Annotated in this window: 26 protein-coding genes; 5 read left to right on the forward strand and 21 right to left on the reverse strand. The window is 44.6% G+C overall.

Annotation, left to right across the window (positions count from 1 at the left end; all coding sequences use genetic code 11):
- Positions 1-22 precede the first annotated feature (22 nt).
- Together ACJJIE_RS10290 and pcaB are read right to left on the reverse strand one after the other, a co-directional pair.
- A complete protein-coding gene (locus ACJJIE_RS10290) occupies positions 23-763 on the reverse strand; it encodes a carbon-nitrogen hydrolase family protein (protein WP_444894528.1) in 741 nt (246 codons plus the stop codon).
- Positions 764-1,084: 321 nt separating this feature from the next.
- Positions 1,085-2,434: a 3-carboxy-cis,cis-muconate cycloisomerase gene (pcaB, locus tag ACJJIE_RS10295; RefSeq protein WP_444894529.1), complete on the reverse strand. Its 1,350-nt coding sequence runs from the start codon at positions 2,432-2,434 to the stop codon at positions 1,085-1,087.
- A gap of 659 nt (positions 2,435-3,093) precedes the next feature.
- Here pcaB and ACJJIE_RS10300 point away from each other — a divergent pair.
- The gene (locus ACJJIE_RS10300) at positions 3,094-3,864 is read left to right on the forward strand and encodes a class I SAM-dependent methyltransferase (protein WP_444894530.1); all 771 of its coding nucleotides are present in this window, start codon (positions 3,094-3,096) and stop codon (positions 3,862-3,864) included.
- Complete coding sequence (locus tag ACJJIE_RS10305) at positions 3,857-4,792, forward strand: TauD/TfdA family dioxygenase (protein WP_444894531.1); 936 nt, start codon at positions 3,857-3,859, stop codon at positions 4,790-4,792. The genes ACJJIE_RS10300 and ACJJIE_RS10305 overlap by 8 nt, the downstream gene beginning before the upstream one ends.
- A 511-nt stretch (positions 4,793-5,303) precedes the next feature.
- Here ACJJIE_RS10305 and ACJJIE_RS10310 read toward each other — a convergent pair.
- The 4 genes from ACJJIE_RS10310 to ACJJIE_RS10325 all read right to left on the reverse strand — a co-directional run bounded on the left by ACJJIE_RS10310 (position 5,304) and on the right by ACJJIE_RS10325 (position 8,751).
- Positions 5,304-6,476: a M12 family metallo-peptidase gene (locus tag ACJJIE_RS10310; protein ID WP_444894532.1), complete on the reverse strand. Its 1,173-nt coding sequence runs from the start codon at positions 6,474-6,476 to the stop codon at positions 5,304-5,306.
- A gap of 23 nt (positions 6,477-6,499) precedes the next feature.
- The gene (locus ACJJIE_RS10315; RefSeq protein WP_444894533.1) at positions 6,500-7,222 is read right to left on the reverse strand and encodes a protease inhibitor BamI-like protein; all 723 of its coding nucleotides are present in this window, start codon (positions 7,220-7,222) and stop codon (positions 6,500-6,502) included.
- 710 nt (positions 7,223-7,932) lie between these two features.
- Positions 7,933-8,145: a hypothetical protein gene (locus tag ACJJIE_RS10320; protein WP_444894534.1), complete on the reverse strand. Its 213-nt coding sequence runs from the start codon at positions 8,143-8,145 to the stop codon at positions 7,933-7,935.
- Positions 8,146-8,247: 102 nt separating this feature from the next.
- A complete protein-coding gene (locus ACJJIE_RS10325) occupies positions 8,248-8,751 on the reverse strand; it encodes a hypothetical protein (protein ID WP_282931854.1) in 504 nt (167 codons plus the stop codon).
- Positions 8,752-9,022: 271 nt separating this feature from the next.
- Here ACJJIE_RS10325 and ACJJIE_RS10330 point away from each other — a divergent pair, with 271 nt between their 5' ends.
- Positions 9,023-10,009, forward strand: coding sequence for an IS110 family RNA-guided transposase (locus ACJJIE_RS10330; RefSeq protein ID WP_444894535.1), 987 nt, complete (start codon positions 9,023-9,025; stop codon positions 10,007-10,009).
- A 37-nt stretch (positions 10,010-10,046) separates the two neighbouring features.
- Here the strand turns inward: ACJJIE_RS10330 and ACJJIE_RS10335 are convergent, their stop codons facing one another.
- The 15 genes from ACJJIE_RS10335 to ACJJIE_RS10405 all read right to left on the reverse strand — a co-directional run bounded on the left by ACJJIE_RS10335 (position 10,047) and on the right by ACJJIE_RS10405 (position 19,911).
- Complete coding sequence (locus tag ACJJIE_RS10335) at positions 10,047-10,412, reverse strand: hypothetical protein (protein ID WP_444894536.1); 366 nt, start codon at positions 10,410-10,412, stop codon at positions 10,047-10,049.
- Positions 10,413-10,449: 37 nt separating this feature from the next.
- Entirely contained in the window at positions 10,450-11,742 is a 1,293-nt protein-coding gene (ltrA, locus tag ACJJIE_RS10340; RefSeq protein ID WP_444894537.1) for a group II intron reverse transcriptase/maturase, read from the reverse strand.
- Positions 11,743-12,227: 485 nt separating this feature from the next.
- Positions 12,228-12,617 (reverse strand): DUF6678 family protein, encoded by a 390-nt coding sequence (locus ACJJIE_RS10345; protein WP_444894538.1) that lies wholly within the window; start codon positions 12,615-12,617, stop codon positions 12,228-12,230.
- 144 nt (positions 12,618-12,761) lie between these two features.
- Positions 12,762-13,337 (reverse strand): hypothetical protein, encoded by a 576-nt coding sequence (locus ACJJIE_RS10350; RefSeq protein WP_282931849.1) that lies wholly within the window; start codon positions 13,335-13,337, stop codon positions 12,762-12,764.
- A complete protein-coding gene (locus ACJJIE_RS10355) occupies positions 13,322-13,885 on the reverse strand; it encodes a hypothetical protein (RefSeq protein WP_444894539.1) in 564 nt (187 codons plus the stop codon). Before ACJJIE_RS10355 ends, ACJJIE_RS10350 begins: the two co-directional genes overlap by 16 nt.
- A gap of 63 nt (positions 13,886-13,948) precedes the next feature.
- Positions 13,949-14,359, reverse strand: coding sequence for a hypothetical protein (locus tag ACJJIE_RS10360; protein ID WP_282931847.1), 411 nt, complete (start codon positions 14,357-14,359; stop codon positions 13,949-13,951).
- A 36-nt stretch (positions 14,360-14,395) separates the two neighbouring features.
- Positions 14,396-15,787, reverse strand: coding sequence for an IS4 family transposase (locus tag ACJJIE_RS10365; protein WP_507021889.1), 1,392 nt, complete (start codon positions 15,785-15,787; stop codon positions 14,396-14,398).
- Between the two features lie 144 nt (positions 15,788-15,931).
- Positions 15,932-16,267 carry a hypothetical protein gene (locus ACJJIE_RS10370; RefSeq protein ID WP_444894541.1) on the reverse strand — a complete coding sequence of 112 codons (336 nt, stop codon included), beginning with the start codon at positions 16,265-16,267 and terminating at the stop codon, positions 15,932-15,934.
- A 102-nt stretch (positions 16,268-16,369) separates the two neighbouring features.
- A complete protein-coding gene (locus ACJJIE_RS10375; protein ID WP_444893097.1) occupies positions 16,370-16,687 on the reverse strand; it encodes a hypothetical protein in 318 nt (105 codons plus the stop codon).
- Between the two features lie 110 nt (positions 16,688-16,797).
- The gene (locus ACJJIE_RS10380; protein ID WP_444892124.1) at positions 16,798-17,304 is read right to left on the reverse strand and encodes a hypothetical protein; all 507 of its coding nucleotides are present in this window, start codon (positions 17,302-17,304) and stop codon (positions 16,798-16,800) included.
- Between the two features lie 114 nt (positions 17,305-17,418).
- Positions 17,419-17,847 carry a hypothetical protein gene (locus tag ACJJIE_RS10385; protein ID WP_444894542.1) on the reverse strand — a complete coding sequence of 143 codons (429 nt, stop codon included), beginning with the start codon at positions 17,845-17,847 and terminating at the stop codon, positions 17,419-17,421.
- Between the two features lie 123 nt (positions 17,848-17,970).
- The gene (locus tag ACJJIE_RS10390) at positions 17,971-18,399 is read right to left on the reverse strand and encodes a hypothetical protein (RefSeq protein WP_444894542.1); all 429 of its coding nucleotides are present in this window, start codon (positions 18,397-18,399) and stop codon (positions 17,971-17,973) included.
- Between the two features lie 101 nt (positions 18,400-18,500).
- Positions 18,501-18,797: a hypothetical protein gene (locus ACJJIE_RS10395; protein ID WP_444894543.1), complete on the reverse strand. Its 297-nt coding sequence runs from the start codon at positions 18,795-18,797 to the stop codon at positions 18,501-18,503.
- 219 nt (positions 18,798-19,016) lie between these two features.
- A complete protein-coding gene (locus tag ACJJIE_RS10400) occupies positions 19,017-19,367 on the reverse strand; it encodes a hypothetical protein (protein WP_444894544.1) in 351 nt (116 codons plus the stop codon).
- A gap of 115 nt (positions 19,368-19,482) precedes the next feature.
- Positions 19,483-19,911 (reverse strand): hypothetical protein, encoded by a 429-nt coding sequence (locus tag ACJJIE_RS10405; protein ID WP_444894542.1) that lies wholly within the window; start codon positions 19,909-19,911, stop codon positions 19,483-19,485.
- Between the two features lie 818 nt (positions 19,912-20,729).
- On the opposite strand from ACJJIE_RS10405, the gene mutS reads away from it, so the two are divergent.
- Both mutS and fdxA read left to right on the forward strand, forming a co-directional pair.
- Positions 20,730-23,381 carry a DNA mismatch repair protein MutS gene (gene mutS / locus ACJJIE_RS10410; RefSeq protein WP_444894545.1) on the forward strand — a complete coding sequence of 884 codons (2,652 nt, stop codon included), beginning with the start codon at positions 20,730-20,732 and terminating at the stop codon, positions 23,379-23,381.
- A gap of 139 nt (positions 23,382-23,520) precedes the next feature.
- Positions 23,521-23,844, forward strand: a complete 324-nt coding sequence (fdxA, locus tag ACJJIE_RS10415; RefSeq protein WP_108732342.1) for a ferredoxin FdxA — start codon at positions 23,521-23,523, stop codon at positions 23,842-23,844.
- Positions 23,845-23,866: the final 22 nt, after the last annotated feature.

The raw sequence follows: 23,866 nt of genomic DNA on the forward strand, positions 1-23,866 counted from the left end.
TACTATTTATAGAGCTGCACAATTAAAGAGACACAATCTCCGAACACCACCCTTCATCGTCACGCTCAACGCAAACTAGTTGGCTGGCTGTATCACTCGCGCTGACAATCTCACCTTCGGGGCCCCAAACTGCACTACAGCCGGCTGTGGAATAACCACCTGTCGGCTGATTAAAGTTCGCAATAGCCACCAATAAATTGTGCTCCAAAGCATAATTTGCCAACTGTTGACTATCCTCCGGGTATCCCATCGGAGTAATCAATACCCCTGCCACATAAACTGAAGCCCCCTGCTTTTCATAGGTGGCAACATGACCTGGGTTACACACATCTGCACAAATAGCCAGAGCTACGGTCTCACCTTCGATGTTCAGTGATAGATATTCAGATCCGGGAACGAACCACTTTTCCTCTCCAGGGTGCAAATGTATTTTCAAATAAACAGAAATCTCACCCTGAGGAGAAAATACGAGCGAACCGATCGCAATACCATTCTTCTGACGAATAGGCGCGCCCACAACTAGCCAAACACCACAGTCAGCTGCCAAGTCAGCTAGAGGGCTTAACTGTCGATCGTCGATCTTAAGCGCTAATTGTTCAGCCAGATCCGGCTCATAACCAGTTAATGAAAGCTCGGGAAACACCACAATAGAGGCCTTTTTCCTTACTGCGACTTTTACAGCATGGATATGTGACTCAATATTGCGTTCAATATTTCCTTTCTCTGACGGCAACTGTGCCAATGCCAATTTAAACCTGCCCATCACCCCACCCTTCAGATCACCACTTAAATACAACATGAATCGACTAAATCACTGTATATGTTACACCACAAGTAATAAGCATCGATTCTTGATTGTGTTAACTTTTAAGTTTCTTCCAGCTATAGAATCCCTATCTTTAAATAAATAACCTAAATTTTCTTCAGGTATCTATTTAAAAAAAATAGTTGACTGAAAAAAATAAAAACCAGCCAAGATAAAGATTTAGACTCTAATCTTAGAGAGTTTGCATTAAGAGCAGCGGACACAGGAATCAAACCACAGCAGCTAGCAGTGACAATTGGGCAACAGCAGGTTACTGAGTCAGCGCTCTTTTCCAGCAAGCGTTGCATCAACCATCTCCCCGCATGATCCAAGATAGTTATGAGGGTCAAGAAGTTGATCTAACTCCGCATCAGAGAGAGCCCCCGACACCTGTCTATCTTCCTTTAACAAGTCAGAAAAAGGACGACCCGTCTCCATTGCCTGGCAGCAAATCTGGTAAACCAAATCGTGGGCATTCTCACGCCCCAGTTTCGGTCCCAGTCCCATCATTACAGCCTCAGAGAGCACTAAACCTCCAGTCATTTCCAAGTTTCGCATCATTTTTTCTGGAAATACCTGAAGTCCTTCTAGCGCAAAACGTGCCTGGGATAATATCGATGCGGTAAGACAGAATATTTCCGGCAGAACAATCCACTCTATCTCCCACGGGCCCGTAGCCCGCTCATGGTCTTCAACCATCGCTTCCAGTAAAGAGGCAACCTGCTGTCTAACCACTGGGACAGTACCGCTGATAAGAACTGCTGATAGAGGGTTGTGCTTTTGGGGCATTGTACTAGACGCTCCCCGGCCAGATATAAGAGGCTCCGCCACCTCCCCGACTTCTGTCTGTGCCATTAGTTTTATATCGAGGGCTATTTTTCCCAAGGTGCCAGTAATCAGCCCCAATAGACAAGCCACTTCGGTAACGCGATCTCTCATCGTATGCCAGGCGATACAAGGGACTCCGAGATCGAGTTCCTGCATAATTCCTCTTTGAACTTCTAGCCCCTGATGCCCCAGGGAAGAAAGATTACCCGCCGCACCACCAAATTCCCCTACAAACGCCCGAGACTTTATCTCTTTTAAGCGCGTTTGATGGCGATGAATACCAGCCAACCAAACAGCCGCCTTGTAGCCGAACGTTATAGGTACCGCCTGTTGAAGATTACTGCGCCCAACCATAGGCGTATCCCTGAAACGCTTGGCCAGGCTCGCTAAAGCATCTGCAATCCTATTTACCTCCGTCTCAACAATTTCAAGCGCCGCCCTAATCTGTAAGACGGTTGCCGTATCCGTAATATCTTGAGTAGTTGCCCCCCAATGACACCACTGACCTAAATCTCGACTACACAGTGCCACTAGCTGCTCTACAACACCCAGCACCGGATAACCAATCAGCTCCGTTTGCTCCTTAAGCTTTACAAAATCTATCTGCTTGGCATCACAGTGTTGAGTAATGTCCTCTGCAGCCTCTGCAGGGATTATATTTAACCGCGCCTGTACTTTGGCCAGCGCCGCTTCAACATCGAGATAGTACTGCACGCGTTGTTCATCCGAGAAAATCTTACGCATTGCTGAAGTACTAAAAATATCGCGAAAAACGACTGAATCAATCGCGGTTGCTCTCATATCAAATCACGCTCAACAAGATGCCTAGACGCCAGCAGAATCAAAACCACAATAACATCAGATTAGCCAAGGAAGAGATATTCTAAAAAATTAACCTAAGCATCGAGACGCCAAGAATATGGGGAGCTAGAAGCGCCTCCAATCAAACACAGCAATCCAACCGAAGAGAATCGAATACAACAAGCTCAAACTTAACTTGTAATTATATTAACCTTTTATCCAAACGGCATTTTAAGGCAAATTTAATCCATTAAATCCAACCCCAAAAAACAAACTCTATTTGATATATATCAATTTAAAAAACAAAAGTATTGCTAACCTATGCCGACGTAAAAAATATAAATAAAATGTGGATTATGAGCATTTCATTTCAACCAAAAGATCTTGACGCTCTTCATCTAGCTTTGCACACTCATCCAAGCAAAAAAACTGCTAGCACGCCCACCAAAATAAGCTGCAGTACACAAGAAAACTACCAAATGAATTTCCTGGTAGCGACTAACTTTAAATACTTAAAACACCAGCCTTATCAAAGTAGAAATTAAACCTAAATAATTAAAACCCCAAATAACTAAACTCTCACCAGCCATGTAGTAAACACCAATAAACACACCACTGCATAGCATACTTTATCCCTAAAATTGAAGGAGCAGTTCGGGATGAACTTACCACTATCAACTGAAACCATCTATAACAAACAAGCTCACAGCTGGAGTCGCTCGGAGAAAATTCTACTCAGTGACTTCACCGCTCGCCCCAAAGTTTTGGAGGAAATCGGAAATATCTATGGGAAAAACATATTGGATATGGGCTGTGGTGAAGGCTATGTATCCAGGATGCTGCTCAACAAGGGAGCAGGTTCAATCTTTGGTGTTGACTCTTCCTCAGAGATGATCTCCCAGGCAAAGGAATCTGCTTCGGCCGAAAACTTGACAAAAGCAGAATATGCAGTTGGAAATGCCGTTACATTTACAGAATTTCCTAGAGATAAATTTGATCATGCTATTGCTGTATTTCTTTTCAACTATCTGACCATAGAAGAAATGACAAAGGTCATAAGTAAGGTCAAAAGTCTATTAAATAAAGGGGGCACCTTTATTTTTACAGTGCCTCACCCTTGCCTTCCATTCATGAGGGAAGAAGTTCCTCCATTCTACTTTCAACACGGCAACATGACTTATTTAGATGGCATAGATCAAACATTTGAAGGAAAAATATGGCGCAGAGATGGTAAGCCAGTTTCAGTGCGATGCGTGCATAAAAATTTTTCACACTATTTTGAAGCTCTGGCAAACGCTGGTTTTAACTCCCTACTAACTGTTAAAGAACTCTCAGTAACTCAAGAGCACCTCGACCTGGATCCAGATTTTTTCTCACCACTAGCCGGCTATCCACTACACGTATTATTTAAGGTGCAAGTAAATGACTAACTTAGCCCCAAGTGAAGTAGTTCAAGCTCAAGCCTGGACTGCTAATGATATGACCGCAACTTCCAACTGGAAGTTTCTGTGGCCTTCAAACTGGAAATCCGAAGTCGAGGCTTTAGAGAGCTGGGCCAAACAACAAAACAACCCGATTGATAACCTGACCCAAGAATCAGTTGCCACACCTGAGTTCGACCAGCTTGCCAACCAGATAAAATATGAAATAGAGCATGGTAGTGGTGTGGCATGGATACAGGGCGAGGAATCATTAAGTAAGCCAACGCTTAACCTACTATTCCTAAAGCTTAGCCTGGCAATGGGCAATACTATAGATACTTATGGTCGGCTTTATGGGATTCTCGACACAGGAAAAGACTACACTAGCGAAGCTATTCCTGTATCTCAAACAAATGCACCCACTGGCGTTCATACTGATAGCTCACAACGTACCGTGCAACCCAAAATACTTGGATTATGCTGTCTTACTCCAGCGGTTGAGGGTGGAAAATCAAAAATCGTATCTGCGGCTCAAGTTCATGAAAACTTGCGAAAATCTGCTCCACAAAAACTGGAGATCCTGTACAACAACTATATTAGAGATTTAGTTACTCCAGGCAGCGACAAAAACATAAAAAGCATACTTGAGAACTGTTTCCCTATTTTCGAATATTCAAACGAAAAGCTCAGCATTCGTTATATGCGGTACTGGATTGAGAAAGGCCATCAACGCGTGAACAAGCCTTTATCACAAGAAGTAGTCGAAGCTCTAGATATATTGGACAACGAACTGAACAGCGCCGAAAATACATTAAGCTTCTATATGGACACTGGAGACATGGTGTTTATTAACAATACCAAAGTCCTACATGATCGGGACGGATTTATTGATACTCCAGAACAGAAACGGGTCTATACTAGAGTATGGATTGAATAAGCCCTATGCTATAAATCAACAAACTAAACAATCTTGAATATCAGAATATTATTGCGTGAAAATTTTTTGAACAAAACCAATAATATTTTATTAAAACGGAGAAGCACTTAAATGCTTCTCCATTTCTAGCGTATAAAAGAACCTCTCTTCTAAGAAATACCTATCCACTTCCCAATTAGACCTAAACTGGCACTCGGGATTAGTGGGTCACTATAAACGCACAAAATCTAATAAAGTAAAAAACACACAGAGTCAAATTTTAGCGAATCCCCCGAAAACTTAATCAATAACTGGACGGTATATATGACCACCAAATGAGCCATTTATTGAGTTATAAATTGACCTGCCAGCAACATTAAGAGATTGTATTTATTACGTAAAAATAAGACCTTCTAATTTATGAAATAGAAGCAGAAAAATCTGCACATAAAATATATGTATATGTATTTATTATAGTGCCACAATGAAACTGCAGCACCATACACGCCACCCTTACAATCTCCTGCAAGATTTAAAGCAACAAAGTGTTTATAGAAACGAGCACTGCCGCCAATGGAAAACATCCATCAGATCGTATCACATTACTTGCTCCAAGTTTTTCTTCAAGAAGAGTTAGCTGTGAACAAATTGCATTATCATTTCCGGAAACTACAGCAGTTTGAAGATTGGGCAATTCAAGCAATGGCTGCAAGCTGTAGATATTGTTATCTTGTATGTTTACATAGGTCAAGCCTGTAAGACCCTCTAAACCAGCCAGAGATTCAATGTTAAAGTTTGCACAATTCAGATATGTAAAGACCGGGATAAGAGTAAATTGTGAAAAGGTCAAACAAGATAATAGATTAGAATCATTAAATGATATTGATGCTACGGTAGGGGCAAGACGATAATTCCTATATATAGATTTTCTAGCATTGAGGACTTTCGAGCTATTAGCCCCATCATCGGGATCTGTCTCAATAATTCCGCATGGGCTAACACTAGTACCAGAATCACAGTTTATAGAAGGATTTGACATAAGTGCCAACCTTGGTGCGCCATTAAAAGCAGACCCGTATGCCATCACCGTCACAAAACCAAACTCCGACGGATAATTTCTATCCAGACCATGGCCTGCGGCGTATGTTTCTATTCCAGGAACACCACCGTCTGCCACCTGGCGGCGAGAATGAGCCAGCCCCATATTGTGACCAATTTCATGAGTAAATGTTTCCATTGGATTCTTGATGCGAACGATACTGTATGCGAGATCACTCCTGCCGCCATCATTATCAACCCATCCGTACCCCCCCCAATCATTGTCCGTATCGCGCAACAAAACAACAAAATCAGCACCATAAGTATTACGCAAATTTGGGACATTATGAAAGGGGCTCAAACCACCTGTCAGGTCATCTAGCGCATCTTCATAACTATAGTTTTGCGTATTATTCGTACTCGTATCGTCAACATTGGTAATAAGCTGTGCACTTGCCAAGGAAAGAGTAATGTCAATACCGCTAGCACGATAAGTATCATTACTTGCTTCTATATAGCTATCTATCTTATCTTCAATAGCCCCTCCTGCAACCGAGCTTTGTGCTGCCTCTGTATATAAAACTAATACTGTGACCTCGTCAGCACTACACTCCTCCCAAAAGAAACCTAAAACAAGAAGACAAATTAACCATACTTTATTATTCATATACTTTACTCCATTATAATTTTTTAATTTCTTGGTGCCACGTAATCGATACCATCTTCTGGCATTTTGTCATCAATATAACTTGTATTAACAATCCACCCCTTACCATCAACAACCTCTAACTCATACCCTCCCTCCGGAGTAATGATACGGCCAAAGGTAGCTTTATTGCCAACAGTAATAAAGCCTCGATAAATATTGTCTTCATTCGCAACTGAAAATCGGACATTGACGGCGCCACTGTTTTTCTTATCGACACTTTCGACCAAAAGAGTACGGTTTTTATCGAGAGGAAAATTTAGTAGTTCATTTTTTCTAAGGCTTCGAATGCTTTCTTCATTGATAGAAATGGGGGTTCCGTGACGACTGAAATCTGGGTTTGTAGGCGTATACTCACCATTAATATCATTATTAATGGTCAGCAAATACTTTATACCACTATCATGGCCATTATCATGAGAGTGCTCCTCTTCCTGCCGATCGACAAAAGTTGGGGGCATTACTTCGCCCTCATCAACGGATTTTCCAATCCCAGCCTCTTCCATTACTATTAATTGACCCGCTTCTTCATTTGTTATCTTACGATTATCCCCTTTAGACAAGGTATTCTTCTGTTCACTGAAGTCGCGAGGTTTGCGTACCTCTCTATCAAAATCTGAATTTCTACTCTCTTGATTTGATTCAAGTATAAAGTAGCCCGATATAGTAACAACCCCGACCAGGGCTATCAGCATTCCATATTTCATCTTTTATCCTTAACAAGGGTACCTACCTATTCTAGCAAAATACTGCAAATGCTTAACACCAAAAAATTATTAGCCTTGATTTATTTTTTTCTTACGCTATTCAGTAGACAAGCATCTACTCAATGAGAGAAGGTTTCAGCGAGACAGGAGCGAAAACTGGGTCCGACTGCCACTGCTTGTTATTTGTTTAGATACTACAGCCAGTAGTCACCTGAATAATGATTCGGGAAAGGATTTATATTGCTTTCCCTAAGATATGCAACAACACTCCTTAATGTTTTTCCACATAGATCACTTAAAAACTCTGATGAATATACTAACTCAAAATGTAAAGGAATTAGCTTATGATTTCCATCAATAGTTTTGAACAACTGGAAAAAATGCTAATCTGGCAATATGGGACCTAATTCCCGGCCGGGAGACTGGAACTGATAAACCAATACATTTCTCAACCGATACAGCAGATTTACTAATTTAAAATCGGAAAGCTGATAAGGCAGCCCGCTTTCGCTAACCCTTTTTGGCCATATTTTCTTAAAATCGCTATAAGTTGGGTTTTTCTCGCCTCTAACTATTCCTGTGTTGTCTAAGTCATTTAGCCACTCTTTTAACATTATGAGTGACTCATGCCTGAGCCTTCCTGGCTCAGGCTCGAAGTTTAGTGAACAAAACCTTGCGATGTGTACGATACAAAGCCTATCCCGATCAGGCTAATGAGAAAATCGATCGATAAGCCCAGCAAACCTAACCTTGCTTCCTGAATTTGGATAGACGCACGCCGCCAGTGGATCTAAAAATGAAACATAAAGAATTTTTCGGTAAAGGAGTGAATCTCCACCTTGTATATTGTCGACTTCTGAGAGCTTCAGGCTTAAGCATTCATCAAAGCTCTCAATCCTTTCGGAGAAATCTTCAGAAATCATGGATAGCTCCTAAAGTGACAAATAACGCACACAGCAACGCGCACAATATGTGCACAGCGCTGGGCATCCCGCGCAGGCCCGAAAACATACTACCTACGTTTGTTAAAGGGACTTGGCACACCATTGTGTTACTGCCACTTTAGTATCAAGCTCAGACTCATTTACCTTTTCTCCAGCGCTAGCCACGCACTCATTGCTACCACATGTATAGCCAACAGCACGATCTATTTCTCCGTACTCTTGAATTAAGCCAACAGCTGCATTGTTACGAAGATAAAAGCGATTCTTATACGTTCCAGTTGGTACCGCGAGCGGAACTGGCACTACGCCAACAAATGCTCCTGCACCAGCCCATGATGTTCCGTCTTTATAAATAAGCACTTTACAATACTCAAACAGATCTACAGAATCAGGATCTCCCCAACGTTCAATAATTTCAAGGTCTGAGTAAGGCGAATCTCTCTTTTCGAAAGAGAATTGATTTCTCTCATTCCCTAGACTGAATTCTGTTCTGGCCCACTCTTTTTTCCCGTAAGTACCAATAGCCAAACCAACACAACCCGATATTATGATTAGGGAAACTATTACGAGAATCGCTCTAATCATTGACGTACCTTTTACGCCCCGCACAAGGGCAGACAAATAAGCGTAGCGTTTTGGCTGTCCCAGCGACCAAAGGGAGCGATTTCTGCGGCTTGTATGGTTGTTCTTGCCTGATTCTGATGTTGAAAATCCTTTTCGCTAACGGGTAAATTGAGACCCACCTTCGGCGGCCACCGAAGGCCTTGTTTGTCACAGTTCGTTGCTGCGCCGGTTTATAAAGACCGTTAACAAGTAGGAACGTGACAGACACTCACTAGGCATAACTCGAATAGTCATGTGGGCCTCGAGCCCGAATAGCAAGGCGGAGATAGCTTATCTTGTGGAACCTCAAGAGATCAATGTCGGTATCGATACCAGCAGTAAACAACTCGATATTTATGTGAGACCTACTGGCCAGTTCTTTAGTGTTGCCAATGATAAAAATGGCATTAAGGATGCCATTAAACAATTACAACCTCTTAAACCTCAAAGAGTATTAATAGAGTCTACAGGAAGACTCGAATTAGAGTTTGTTTGCGCCGCTGACAAAGCAGGATTACCTGTTGTTGTTTGCAACCCTTCACAGATAAGAAGCTTCGCCAAATCCGCAGGGCGCCTCGCCAAAACTGACAAGCTAGATGCAATGGATATTGCACATTTTGGTGAGGCCATGAAGCCAAGACTATCGGAACTAAAGCCAGAAAAACTTAGGGAGATCAGTGACTTACTGGCGGTAAGAAGTCAGTGTTTAGAGATGAGCACAATGCAAAAGAATCGGCTTCAGAGGATGCCTAAATCAGTGCACAAACCTATACAGGCCATTCTAAACACCATCAAGAAAGAGTTACAAGGTATCGACAAGCAACTGGATAAACTGGTTAACAGTGTGTCTGAGTGGCGGCAAAGGCGGGACCTATTGTTGAGCGCTAAAGGGGTTGGAAATGTATTGGCTTATACATTGATGAGTGAACTTCCCGAGCTAGGAAAATTGAACCGTAAAGAAATCGCTGCACTTGTCGGTATCGCCCCGATGAACCGTGATAGCGGCAGCTTCCAGGGAAAGAGATATATTCGGGGTGGAAGGCATCGTGTACGAACGGTTTTGTTTGTTTCCATCATGTCGGCCATACAGCATCATCCCAAACTAAAGCCGATGTACAAGCGATTAGTCGACGCTGGCAAACCTAAAAAGGTCGCTCTGATTGCCTACATGAGAAAGCAGATTACGATCCTGAATACGATGGTGAAAAACAACACCTACTGGGATGAAAGCATGGCTTAAAAACTTGACGAGCAACCATAGTCACTTGTTAAATTTCTCATGAATAGTGCCCCCAGCGGTGTGTTACCGGAAGACATTCTTCACATAAATTTTTTCCTTCGTGTGTGCCACCATCATAAACCACCCAGTGGAGATCAGAGTACAAGTCTCCTTCATCAAATTTTGTTGGATTCATGTCTCTATTTATCATTAGATGATTACACTTTTCACAGTTGAATACTGACAATTTTTGGTATGGTAGAAAACGTGTCTCGCTCTCAAGCATCTTGAGACCATATTTTTCGAAAACAGCCCTTAATTCCTCATCTAGCTTTTCAAGATGCTCGCCAAAAGAATCATCATGAATTTCATCACTAGTTGTTTCAAAACAACTGAAATACTTCCTAATTGCAATTTGCTTCATGATCTCTCCTGAAATTTAATCGGGATAGGGAGGCACCTCACGATGCCCCTCCTCCCACACCACCAGGCATACGGGTCACGTACCATGGCGGTTCAATTCTATTCCCCTTCCTATCTGCCAATTCCGGCAGCCCCAAGTTCCTAAAGTATCTATTTGGCAATGCTCTGTAAAGGGCAGGACTTTTGCTTAGCCTCCATGGTCCATGCGCTGATTTGGCCGTGTTCCACGCTAAAAAGCGATCAACACCCAGCCTTCTTAATCTGCGGTAACCACTACGTCCCCATTGCTTCCATAAATAACATCGCAACTTCCGCCTTATCCACTTGTCCAGGTCTTTCAGAGGGCTCAGTACTTCACTGATGTCAAAGTACGCTTTCCAACCAAGCAGGGACTTCTTTAACTCTTCCATGATCTGAGTAAACTTGCGGCCTCGTGTTCGGCGGGTGATCATTCTGATCTTGGCTTTCAATTTATTCATCGATGATTCTGATACCTTTATCCGGGCATCCTTCTTCAGCAATCTAAATCCTAGAAAGCTCCGCTTCCAGAAGTGATCCTCTGCACTCTTCTCAGTATTTACTGTGAGCTTCAGCTTACATTTGATGAAGTGCGTAAGGCTTACTTTTATCCGCTCTGCAGACCGACGACTTCCCACCAGTATTTGAAAATCATCGGCATATCGTACAAAACTGAGTTGCCGCTTGTGCAGCTCCCAGTCCAGTTCATTAAGCACAATATTCGCTAGAAGCGGAGATAACGGCCCACCTTGCGGTACGCCTTTTGTTGTAGCTATTACCTTGCCATCGACTACCGTTGGCGCTTTTAGGTATCGGTTTATCAACCCCAGCACATCAGCCGGTATTCCGCTTTGCTTCAGTGTTAGCATGAGCTTGTCATGATTCACTTCATCAAAGAAGGATTTCAAGTCCATATCGATCGTCCAGCGCTTTCCTTGCCGGACAAAGTTTTGGACCTGTCTAATCGCCTGGTGTGCCGATCGATTTGGTCTAAAACCAAAACTAAGAGCATGAAACTTCGGCTCCCATTGCTCACTGAGTATCTGTGCGATAGCTTGTTGGATCAACCTATCTTGCACAGTGGGTATACCCAATGGACGCAGGCCTCCATTGCCTTTTGGTATAAAGACGCGTTTCACCGGTTGAGGACGATAGCTACTACTTAGCACCTTTTGTCGGGTAGCAATCCAGGTCTGCTTAAGATGTTCCGGCAACTGTTTTACCGTCATACCATCGAGGCCTGGTGCACCCTGGTTACGAGAAACTTGTTGTAATGCTCGAAACAGATTATTCCTATCTAGAATTCGCTGCATTAAAAGAGATGAGAAATTGGACAATGTATGATTAAGTTTCCAGTTTGATGTTCACCCAGAAAAAAAAATTTTTTTCTCTGGTAACTAAGTTACTTGTCAGATGCAGTCATCAAGCTCTGCATTAATAATACTGTCCAGAATTGTTCAGGCCTTCAGTAGCACGAAATCTACCTACTATGCCTTCTGCTGACTTCTATGGATCGGTCAAAACCAATCTCTCAGTTTTCAGTTACTCCATTAACAACCCATAGACCTCCCAGGGTAAGACATTTCCAGTTCTTGTTCATCACCCCGTGAATTTGCGTTGGGCTTCCTCCAGCCAATACCTCGCGATATTAACCTTGCCCTTTCGCTAACCTTCGGCTCCACGAATACCTGGTAAGAGGACTTTCACCTCTCTAGTTAAATGCCATGCCTGGCACACACGCCCGCAACACCGGGCCGTTTGGAGCGCAGCGGAAAACGGGTCCGCGTGCTTGCGTTTGTTATACGAAAACTGGTTGCTGGTTTGCATATCCCCATACCCTGTAACACCCATTTTCAAAGGAGTATGGGATATTGTACTTTTTCAGAACAGTTGCTATAAAGCCACTGAAGTCAGTAATTCTATCACTTAAAAGATTGCCCCTTCGCTCTCTTTTGAATGGGTCAATATCCATCCACTCGATACAGTTAGATTGACCATAGCGAACCCATTCCCAATCAAGCAGCGAAAACCCAGGCATTGCCTCTAAGTCTCGTAGATATTTAAGCCTTACTTGAGGCTCGAAATCACTGTTACTTGTAATGGCATTAGCGAGTTCTCGCCACTTTGTTTTGTTCATATACGAAACAAGGCGCCGCTCTTCAATAAATTTTAGTGTTTCTTCGTTCATTGCCTACGTATAACGCCGCGAGCAGAGGCAGCTTACTTTGTGTGCTTAATGCGCAAATAGTGAGCGTGGCGAACTGCGCATAAAGTACACAAAGTAAGATGTCCGGTGGAGGCCCCCAGGGCCGGAACGAACTGCCTTGCTTTGTTAAAACTCTACGCCCAGGAGCCTTGCCATTTCCCGGTTGTATAGAGTTACAAAATAGGGGTTTCTGATATACGCCCCGACTATCAAACCAAATTCAGATGGTTCGTCGCCAGTAATGATATCATCCGGATACTTGTATTCTCCTAAAACACTACAGCACCGTAAACTCCAGTATCTATCTTGAACGAATACTTTGGCAATCTTTGAAACTTGTTTTTCATCTAAACCATAGACAGTTAACACACCGTCAATTTCAAAGACCCAGATAAAGCCAACTCTATTTTTCTGAAAGTCATCCCTCGCCGATTTCAGCGCATATCTTTGCGCAATATCCGGGCGGCTCACGTAGCTGACAATTTCGTGACTTTTTTCAAGCTCAGAGTATGCCAAGAAAATTACCATAAAAAGCAACGCCACACCTAGGATAGATAGATTGAGGTAAGACTTACTCATAGTTTTAACGCCTGCATCACCAGCCGGAGGTAATTGGAGGCTTTTTTGCAGCTCTACCGCAAAAAAGGTGCAAATTGCCGGAGGTCGGGTGCATGCCCTGGTTATGTTTATTTCTCGTTCCATGCTAACCCCAATTGAGTTACCACTACAAAATCACTAAATTCTACAAAGAATAAAATGTACTCATCACCGTCATCATCAAGAAATCTTAAAATCGTATGTTCTTGACTAATAAATCTATTCCAAGGGCCATCTTCTTGGTCTGATGTTGAGATAAGACCATAATACTCAATTAGATTCCAATCTAAATTATCCAAAGCCCTAGTTTTGGTATCCGATATTTTCTTATAAATATGATCGATGAATAATTGATAAGTAGTTTTGTAATCAGATTGTCTTTGTTCTATGAGTTTTCCAAACTCACCAATACTTTTTATTGTGTCTTCGACAATAGAGTTTAAACCAGTATTCTTTTCGGCAAGTGTTGCACTAAATATCCTTTTCGGACAGCCGATCACACACCTTAATGCATTGAGGAAGCCATTCAACTCAATTACTGCAGGCTCTGCTCTATGAATTTCAAGATTATTTGTTTTAATGGAACGACCTCTCAAAAAACTTAACGCCAAGCTAAACGGCACAAAAAGTTGTGGCAAAGTGAAATGTGCCATGGCTTTTTGTGTCCGGTGGAGCACCAACGATGCAGAACGAATTTGAACGCCTTGTTATGTATATTAAGCTGAATAATTTTGATAAACCAAAAATACTAACGCACCTGTTAGAAAAACCCATGAAATATACTTACTAAAAATACCTTCTGCAGTTTGAATACTAACTTCTAAGAGTTTTTTAGAAGTATTACTTGGGCTAAGCATAGGGATAGAAACAAATACACTTTCATTTGGCTTAACTAATGAAAGACTTCCATCTGAATCACACCCTATAAACTCGCCCTGAGCATCATAGTAAGAAAGATTGCAGTCAACAAAGGATAGAGCTTTTCCTCCTATGTTTTTTAGCTCAATCTGCACATCTTTTTCATATATAGTTTTTCCCTCTTCGGTTACTCCGCGAACAGGTTTAATTGCCATACCACACACTTTTATCTCAGGTGGTAATTTTTTAATCTCGATATCTTTAATCATGGTGATGCATAACGCCCCGCCTGTGTTTTATACACATTATTTAAGTCCATTTAGAGTTTCTGCTGCCTCTATATAATGAAGCAGCTTGGTGTATCCCTGCCAAACGGTTTTAACTCCTGGCTCGCCATCCCCTTTACGCCCCAAAAAACCTCCTAAACCTGCCAACATACGGGTTATCTCCCTCATGCTTGGGGGTTCATTTGGTGGAGTAGTTTTATCTCGCATCATCCATATCATACGCCATTCTTTTTCAGAGTAGGCACTTGTACACGGTGCGTCAGGAACTCTTCGTGCATGCGTAGTTATCGAATGTAGCCGCCATCCAATAATCATATAGATCGCAATGCAGTTCAACATGCGCTGCTCTGTTCTAAAACGGTTACTTTCTATCTGGCATCCGCCTTTCACCACCCGAAAATAGGTTTCAATTTCCCACCGGCTTCGATACCACTCAATGATGACCCTTGCCTGCTTAAAGTCTTCAACTGGAAGATCAGTTAACAGCATCCACTCAATGCCTTTTTCACCCTCTGGTGGGTTTAATTCTTTAGCCAATACAGCATAGAGAGAAAGTGGTCGTTTAGATTTTCCTTTCCCAAGTAGCCGTATCTCAGTAGTGGATACACTGACTTTGGCTTTTCTTCCAGATTCACCATTCCGTTTGGGAATATCTACCGTGTATAGACCAACAGATTTCTGCTCATTCATATGATCCCAAAGCAAAACCGTTTCTTCTCCATCGAGCTCTAAAGTGCGATTGGCCTTAGCTCGAACGATATAGCTCGCCCGCCGCTGTTCACTTTGATCTTCAGCCAGTTGAAACCACTCATGAATATCACCCTCTCTATCAGCAATACTCACAATTGTACTTTCAGGGCAGCGCTCCTGTATCTGACAAGCCGTTTCGTAATGGTCTAGCCAGCGTCGACTCTCCTTATTCTTTATCGACTTGGTATAACGGGAATTAGAGCTTGATTCCTTGTCTCTCTGCCACATACTACCCTCAACAACACCCAAGTTAACTCTTGATGGCGTTATAGCGATGGAGGTGTGCAAGAGTTGCTGATTGGTCTCTTTCCGCCTAAGTGTTCCCATCTCTTTACTTTCTAAGTCAGTGGCAAAATTTAGAAAGGTGGTATCTTGACGGATAAGAACAACGGGCTGCGCCTTGATTCTCTCAAGAGTTGCCGATTTATGGCCGCTCATAATAGAATCAAAATTGACTTTATCATTTTCGATAAAGCGATAAGCTGCAAACGTTTCTGCCCAAGTTTTGTTTGCACAGGGAATGCTATTCTTTGGATCTGAACTTAAACTACTAAGAATATTGGACAAGCGCTTATTCAAACGTGTATCACCCATAACCTGATTTTTTACTTCCTCCATGACCCAGTCCTGCATAATTATCCAATCAAATCTGTAATTCATGCCAGGTCAAACTGTAACTTATTGATTTACATAATAAAACCGGAAAAACTTGTGTATAAAACTTAGCGCCCCGCACAAGGGCAGACAAATAAGCGCAGCGTTTTGGCTGTCCCAGCGACCGAAGGGAGCGATTGCTGCGGTTTGTTATAAATCATTTGTAGAAACTGTAGCACCACAATGTATGCAACCTACCCTACCTGTAAACCAGTGAAACACAACGGACGACCAGCTTTTGTGTATAGAGGCAGGATGAACCCCATGCATACCCTGAATGGTTAAACACTTGTTGCAATTCGGGCAACGCACCCAAAACGCCAATACAAAATGAATAATTGCAAACAAGAAAAAACCGCCAAAGATCAAATAGTAGATGGGCATCTCATAAGTAACATCGAAGTAACCAAGAACAAAGGATGCAATCATACCCCCAAGAAACAACCAAGCAATATATGTGGCTATTGCATTCAGCTTTCCGAGCACAAAACTCTCCAAGATTTATAACGCCGTGATATGCGGCGGACTGCGCGAAGCGTAGGCCGTCTGGTGGAGCCCCATAGGGGCGGAATGAACATCATCACCTTGTTATGTTTTTACTACACATTTTAGCTTTACGATTTTTGAGAATTCTAAAACTTCGTATCCTGTACCGACTAAACTTAAAAGCATAAGAGTAACAAAAAAAACTAGCGAAAGAGCGGGAAATAATTTACCGAGAGCAAAGACCAATCCCAGCATTATTAGTGCAATCCAGCCAAAGTAGCGACGAAATTCACTTTTCTTTATATCAGGCAATAGAACGCTATTACATACTGGACATTTGTAGATAGCTGGATCGTCACCACGCTCACTTTCCTTTATTGCTACGCCACCACAATTGGGGCAACCTGTATCAATTTTCATAGAGCGATCCCTAGACATAACGCCGGCCGCAGCGGCTGGCAAAGCTGGCGATTTTTGTGCAGCGAAGGGCACAAAAAGTGACAGGTTTGAAAGTCCGTTGCCGGCCTTTGTTAGGCACTGCGAAACACTGGAAATTTAATGCTATTGTCCAATGCTTGGCACGCCTTAATAATTTCATTTTTACGTTGGTCTCTAGTCCAACCGTTAATGTGCTCACAATACCACTCATCTTCTAGTTCGGTAAAATGATTCAAGTATTCTGGATAATCTAAATCAACGTTCGCACTATATAGTTTAGATGCTGCTATCTCAGGCTTTATCTTACCTTCGACACATTCCTGAGCGATTACTTTGGCATACCCCATTAACGAATCATCGTCAGGTGGTCGAGCAATAGCTAGCTCTTTTAATACACGACCAAAATAGTCGTCGATTTCAAATTCATTAAATGGTGGCTGGAAAGTAGCGAGCTCTGCCAAAGATTCAGTGTCAGCTCCACTCTCTAGTAATGTCATTGCCCAAGCCACTTTATATTCCGCTCCAGCTGGATGCATCGCTGCCAGCCCAAGGACTCTATATGTTTCGAATAATTGTGACTTAGAGAGCATAGCTTCCAATGTGCCTAACGCCGCAATCAGCCGCAGCTTACTTTGTGTGCTTTTTGCACGAAAATGGGAGCGCAGCGACCGTGCAAAAAGTGCACAAAGTAAGACGTCGGCTGCATTGCTTGGTTAAGCGCATCGAACTGCGCCGCTCTCCATAAGCCACTTAAATTTCCTGAGATTGAACGATTTCGCATATGTATGTGTGGACTTTGGTGATTCTGTTAGCTCTTTAATGAGTTCAATCTCGCTCTTTTTCCATGCGACATCGCCTGAACGCAAGTAAATTCTTAGAGGAACGAATTTGCTGAGGCACTTGCTATATTGTTCAAAACCTATGCCAGGAACTTTTCTACCGCCATCACCGAAGCCATAAGCTTCAGCCAGAATATCAAATTGGCCTTTAGCAAGCTCACTTTCAGCGTCCGCTTTGGCAGAGTCCGAAACCTCATTTTTGAGCTGGGCGTAACTTTTGCCACCTTGCTGAATATTGACAACGCTAAATGCCAATATCAGAAATATCGTTACAGCTCCTAGTATTACTATAGACTTGCTCATATCCCTCTGGACGCTTAACGCCGCAATCAGCCGCAGCTTACTTTGTGTGCTTTTTGCACGAAAATGGGAGCGCAGCGACCGTGCAAAAAGTGCACAAAGTAAGACGTCGGCTGCATTGCTTGGTTAAGCGCATCGAACTGCGCCGCTCTCCATAAGCCACTTAAATTTCCTGAGATTGAACGATTTCGCATATGTATGTGTGGACTTTGGTGATTCTGTTAGCTCTTTAATGAGTTCAATCTCGCTCTTTTTCCATGCGACATCGCCTGAACGCAAGTAAATTCTTAGAGGAACGAATTTGCTGAGGCACTTGCTATATTGTTCAAAACCTATGCCAGGAACTTTTCTACCGCCATCACCGAAGCCATAAGCTTCAGCCAGAATATCAAATTGGCCTTTAGCAAGCTCACTTTCAGCGTCCGCTTTGGCAGAGTCCGAAACCTCATTTTTGAGCTGGGCGTAACTTTTGCCACCTTGCTGAATATTGACAACGCTAAATGCCAATATCAGAAATATCGTTACAGCTCCTAGTATTACTATAGACTTGCTCATATCCCTCTGGACGCTTAACGCCGTGCTCAATTGCTGGCAAAAGTAGCGCGACTTTTGAATCAAAAGGCGTGACGCTTTTGACTGTCAACTGCAGCACTTGGTTATAACCTTTCCAGCACAACATCTGATTCAAAATCAGTATTGTCACTGAGCCTTAGCAATAAATTGATCCCCTCAAATCTAAACTCTATTGAGGAGAACTCTTCGAAAGACCCTTTGCAAGTAATTGATAAAACTTTCTTATGCTTCAGGTCGAACTCTTTAGCAAGATCTACATGCTCCAAATCATCCACGTCACAAAATGCATCTTCTTCACTCCACTCTTCCCAAAATCCGAGCGCAGCATCGAGAAAAAAACGCTGGTAGAGTTCAACTTCTTTTAACTTTAAAATGAGCATTAAAACATTGTTTTCACTCTCTTCCGTATAAATGATAATGAAATTCTCAACTGTCTTACTCGTTAGAGAGACGCATTCAAAGCCATGATCGTTCGTAATTCTCTGACCGATTTCGATATCCTCTGAAAGTTATAACGCCACAAACAGCGGCAGATTTGGAGCAGCGAAGCTGCGGAAAAACTGTCCAGCCCACGTAGTGGGCGGTGCTGCTTTGTTTTGTTAAATACTACGGCCACTACGAAGCCACCTAATTGATCTAAGTATTAGTTGTGGTAAGTAATACCACCAAACAGTGCCGACAACACCTATATAGATAGCTGGATACCAAAAATTGGGGATATCTCGATAGATACTGTACTCCCCATTACTCCCAATACTATCTACGAAGTTAAGTGCTTCGACTACGTACGCTAGTGGCACCATTCCCCAACCTACGGGAAAATCTATTGTGAGGTAAAGGAGCCAAGCCATCACCGCACTGCCATCGGAGCTACTTGCAATCAGATACCCCATAATAAATACGGATACGAGATGTATTACAGCTAGTGTTACAGAGACTTTATGTATCATCGGTATTTAACGCCGCAATCAGCCGCAGCTTACTTTGTGTGCTTTTTGCACGAAAATGGGAGCGCAGCGACCGTGCAAAAAGTGCACAAAGTAAGACGTCGGCTGCATTGCTTGGTTAAGCGCATCGAACTGCGCCGCTCTCCATAAGCCACTTAAATTTCCTGAGATTGAACGATTTCGCATATGTATGTGTGGACTTTGGTGATTCTGTTAGCTCTTTAATGAGTTCAATCTCGCTCTTTTTCCATGCGACATCGCCTGAACGCAAGTAAATTCTTAGAGGAACGAATTTGCTGAGGCACTTGCTATATTGTTCAAAACCTATGCCAGGAACTTTTCTACCGCCATCACCGAAGCCATAAGCTTCAGCCAGAATATCAAATTGGCCTTTAGCAAGCTCACTTTCAGCGTCCGCTTTGGCAGAGTCCGAAACCTCATTTTTGAGCTGGGCGTAACTTTTGCCACCTTGCTGAATATTGACAACGCTAAATGCCAATATCAGAAATATCGTTACAGCTCCTAGTATTACTATAGACTTGCTCATATCCCTCTGGACGCTTAACAGTTAATTCAAAAGCAGCGTCTATATATCACCCTTCTATATAATTCCATCGCCCTCAATCAAAGCCAGCTTAAAAACCCAACAAAATCAAAACTCTACATTGAGCGGCATGCAATTCAGCAGGTAGATATAAAGCAGCGTCTTTATAATTCCGCGCTCTCCCTGCTTTATATCATTTTTCACATCCTTTAAAAATCAACAAGTTATAGAATTTTCCCCAGAAATAGGAGCAGCGTCTTTTGAATTCTGATATGTGAAGCAGGACTTAGTTAGCAGTACTGTATTTCATCAGCCTACTATGCACACATGTCCCATCTGGAGGGGTGCGCTACCGCGTAAAGAGTTGGCTTGCTTAGTACTCGACCTTACTGAGTCAGGAATCTTTTTTATTGAGATCAGCAGCAGACTCTTTAGAGCAAAGAAAAGTGACGGTCCTTACCTCAAAGACGAAAACGTCCCGCTTCCCTACAACGCTCTCATAAAATCACCGGGTCGCTGCTGGCCATTCCACTTGCAGTTGATAAGCTATCCATAGTGGTTTGCCCCCCACTCTGCTATTCTGCGCCTCCTATAAAGAAGCCCTTCGAACTTTGGCCTGGACCTTTCTGTTCAGATCTATCCCGATTGCATGCTTCAAGAACATCAGGTTTGGGCTTGCCGTTCATTATTTGATCGAACGCTTCTGCTTATTAAGCCCCCGAGGAAACCTGCCCCCTACCCCAATCTGAGCCGGCCGCCACTCCTGCGGGGCTCTTGGGGTTTGCAAACACTTTTGTAACTTACTGATTTTCTTAGAAAAAATGCCAAAAACCGCAAACAAGACCAAGGCCGCGAAACCCGAACACACCCCCATGATGCAGCAATACATGCGCATCAAGGCCCAGCACCCCCAAGAGCTGGTGTTCTACCGCATGGGGGACTTTTACGAGCTGTTCTTTGATGATGCCAAGAAGGCGGCTGAGCTGTTGGATGTCACCCTTACTGCCCGTGGCAAGTCCGGGGGGGAACCTATCCCCATGGCCGGTATTCCCTACCATGCAGCTGAGGGCTACTTGGCGCGGCTGATTAAAGCTGGTGTGTCCGTTGCCATCTGTGAACAAATCGGTGATCCCGCCACCAGTAAGGGGCCGGTTGAGCGCCAGGTAGTACGTATTGTTACTCCGGGCACGGTCACCGACGAGGCACTTCTCAACGATCGCCGCGATAACCTCCTGGCTGCTATTTCACACTTGGGCGATGTATTTGGCCTGGCACTGCTGGACCTGGCAACCGGTCGTTTTGTGGTTCAGGAAACAGATACTCTGGAAGCTCTCGCCGAGCAGGTGCAGCGCCACAATCCCGCTGAACTGCTTGCGCCGGAAGACCTTAGCCTGCCGGTTGAAATCGAGCGCCGCGCGGGCGTGCGCCGCCGCGCACCTTGGGAGTTCGAGCTTGAGAGCGCTTTGCGTCTGCTCAACCAGCAATTCGGCACCATGAACTTGGAGGCCTTTGGTTGTAGCCATATGCACGGTGCTGTGATCGCTGCCGGCTGCCTGCTGCAATACGCACGGGACACCCAGCGTACCGAGCTGCCCCATATCCGCGGCCTGCTGACGGAAAGTGGTGATGAGACAGTCGCCTTGGATGGTGCCAGCCGCCGCAATCTGGAGATTGATCTGAACCTGAACGGTGGCGATGACAATACCTTATTGTCGGTCTTCGACAGCTGTAAAACCGCTATGGGTAGCCGCTTATTGCGCCGCTGGTTCAACAACCCCCTGCGCCAGCTGACCACCTTGCGCAACCGCCAGGATGCCATCGCAGCGTTAATTGCCGATTATGGCTTTGAGCCTCTGCGTGATGCCCTCAAACCTGTAGGCGATATGGAGCGAATCCTGGGCCGTTTGGCACTGCGCTCTGCACGCCCTCGGGATTTGGCTCGCCTGGGCCAGTCCCTGGCTCAATTCCCAGAAATTCAGCAACAGTTGGCAGAATCTGACGCAACTTTATTGAATGAATTGTGCAGCCAGATCGGCGAGTGGCCTGAAACCGTAGAGCTGCTGCAAGATGCCATTATTGAAAACCCTCCGGTAGTAATTCGCGACGGTGGCGTTATTGCTACCGGCTACGACGAAGAACTGGACGAGCTGCGCGCTATCAGTGAAAACGCCGGCGATTACCTGGTGCAACTGGAGCAGCGGGAAAAAGAGCGCACCGGTATTCCCACCCTTAAGGTGGGTTACAACCGGGTGCATGGCTACTTTATTGAAATCAGTCGCGGGCAAAGCGATAAGGCGCCAGCTGAATACATTCGCCGCCAGACCCTGAAAAATGCAGAGCGCTTTATCACGCCCGAACTGAAGGAGTTTGAAGACAAGGCACTCTCCGCCAAGAGCCGCGCGCTAGCTCGTGAAAAGGCGCTGTACGAAGAGCTGATCAATCAGTTGAATGAGTCCCTGGCAGAGCTCCAAGCCGCCGCAGCAGGTATCTCCGAATTAGACGTGCTGGCCTGCTTGGCCGAGCGCGCTGACGATTTGCGCCTGTGCCGTCCCGAACTGGGCACTGAGCCGGGCCTGCATATTACCGGCGGGCGCCATCCGGTGGTGGAGCAGGTATTGGACGAGCCCTTTGTGGCCAACGATATTGAGTTGCACGAAGACCGCCGCATGCTGGTAATTACCGGCCCGAACATGGGCGGTAAATCTACCTATATGCGCCAGACGGCATTGATTGCCCTGTTGGCCCACTGCGGCAGTTACGTGCCCGCCGACAGTGCCCAGATCGGCTTGGTGGATCGTATCTTCACTCGCATCGGCAGTGCCGATGACCTGGCCGGTGGCCGCTCCACCTTTATGGTGGAGATGACCGAGACCGCCAATATCCTGCGCAATGCCACTGAGCACAGCTTGGTACTGATGGATGAGATTGGCCGCGGTACCAGCACTTACGACGGCCTGTCCCTGGCCTGGGCCTGTGCCCACTACCTGGCAGGGGAAGTGCGTGCCTTTACGCTGTTCGCCACCCATTACTTTGAACTGACTGACCTGCCCAACCAGTGCTCTGAAGCCGCCAACATCCACTTGGATGCCACCGAGCACGGCGAGGGAATTGTCTTCCTGCACCGCATCCAGGAAGGGCCCGCCTCTAAGAGTTACGGGTTGCAGGTGGCCAAACTGGCCGGTATCCCCAGTGATGTATTGACCGAGGCCCGCACGCGCTTGGCAGCATTGGAAGCCGGCGCCCAGTCGGTAGATGTGCCAGCTCCTATTGCTACGCCTGCACCGGCCCCCAAACAGGAGCCGGAAGAAGCCGCTGTGCCAATGGCCGCGGGCCCTGGTTCCCCCCAGCAGGTAGATCTGTTTGGCAGCCCAAGCCACCCGGCCGTGGATGCCCTTGAGGAGCTTGATCCGGACGATTTGACGCCACGCCAGGCACTGGAAGCGCTCTATTCTTTACGCAAGTTACTGAAGTAAAAGACCGGGCGACCCTGGTCGCCCAATTCATCCTGTTATAAACAGTGAACTAAATCGACTGAAAAGCCACTACAATTCGCGCCAGTAATTGATAAAATCCGCTGCACGAAGAATTCAGTGGCACTATCGAGGGACAAACATGACATTCGTAATTGGGGAAAACTGCATTAAGTGTAAATACACCGACTGTGTAGAGGTTTGCCCGGTAGACTGTTTTTACGAAGGCCCCAACTTCCTGGTAATTCACCCAGACGAGTGTATCGACTGCGCCCTGTGTGAGCCGGAGTGCCCCGCCAACGCGATTTTCTCTGAGGATGAGGTTCCGGACGATCAGCAGGAATTTATCGAGTTGAACGCAGAACTCGCCGAGGTATGGCCCAATATTACTGAGAAGAAAGACCCATTACCGGATGCCGAGGAGTGGGACGGCAAGAAGGGCAAGCTGGACCAGCTGGAGCGCTAAACAAGTTCAAAGAAAAAAGCCG

This window comes from Microbulbifer maximicatervae (SeqCode) (assembly GCF_052467325.1).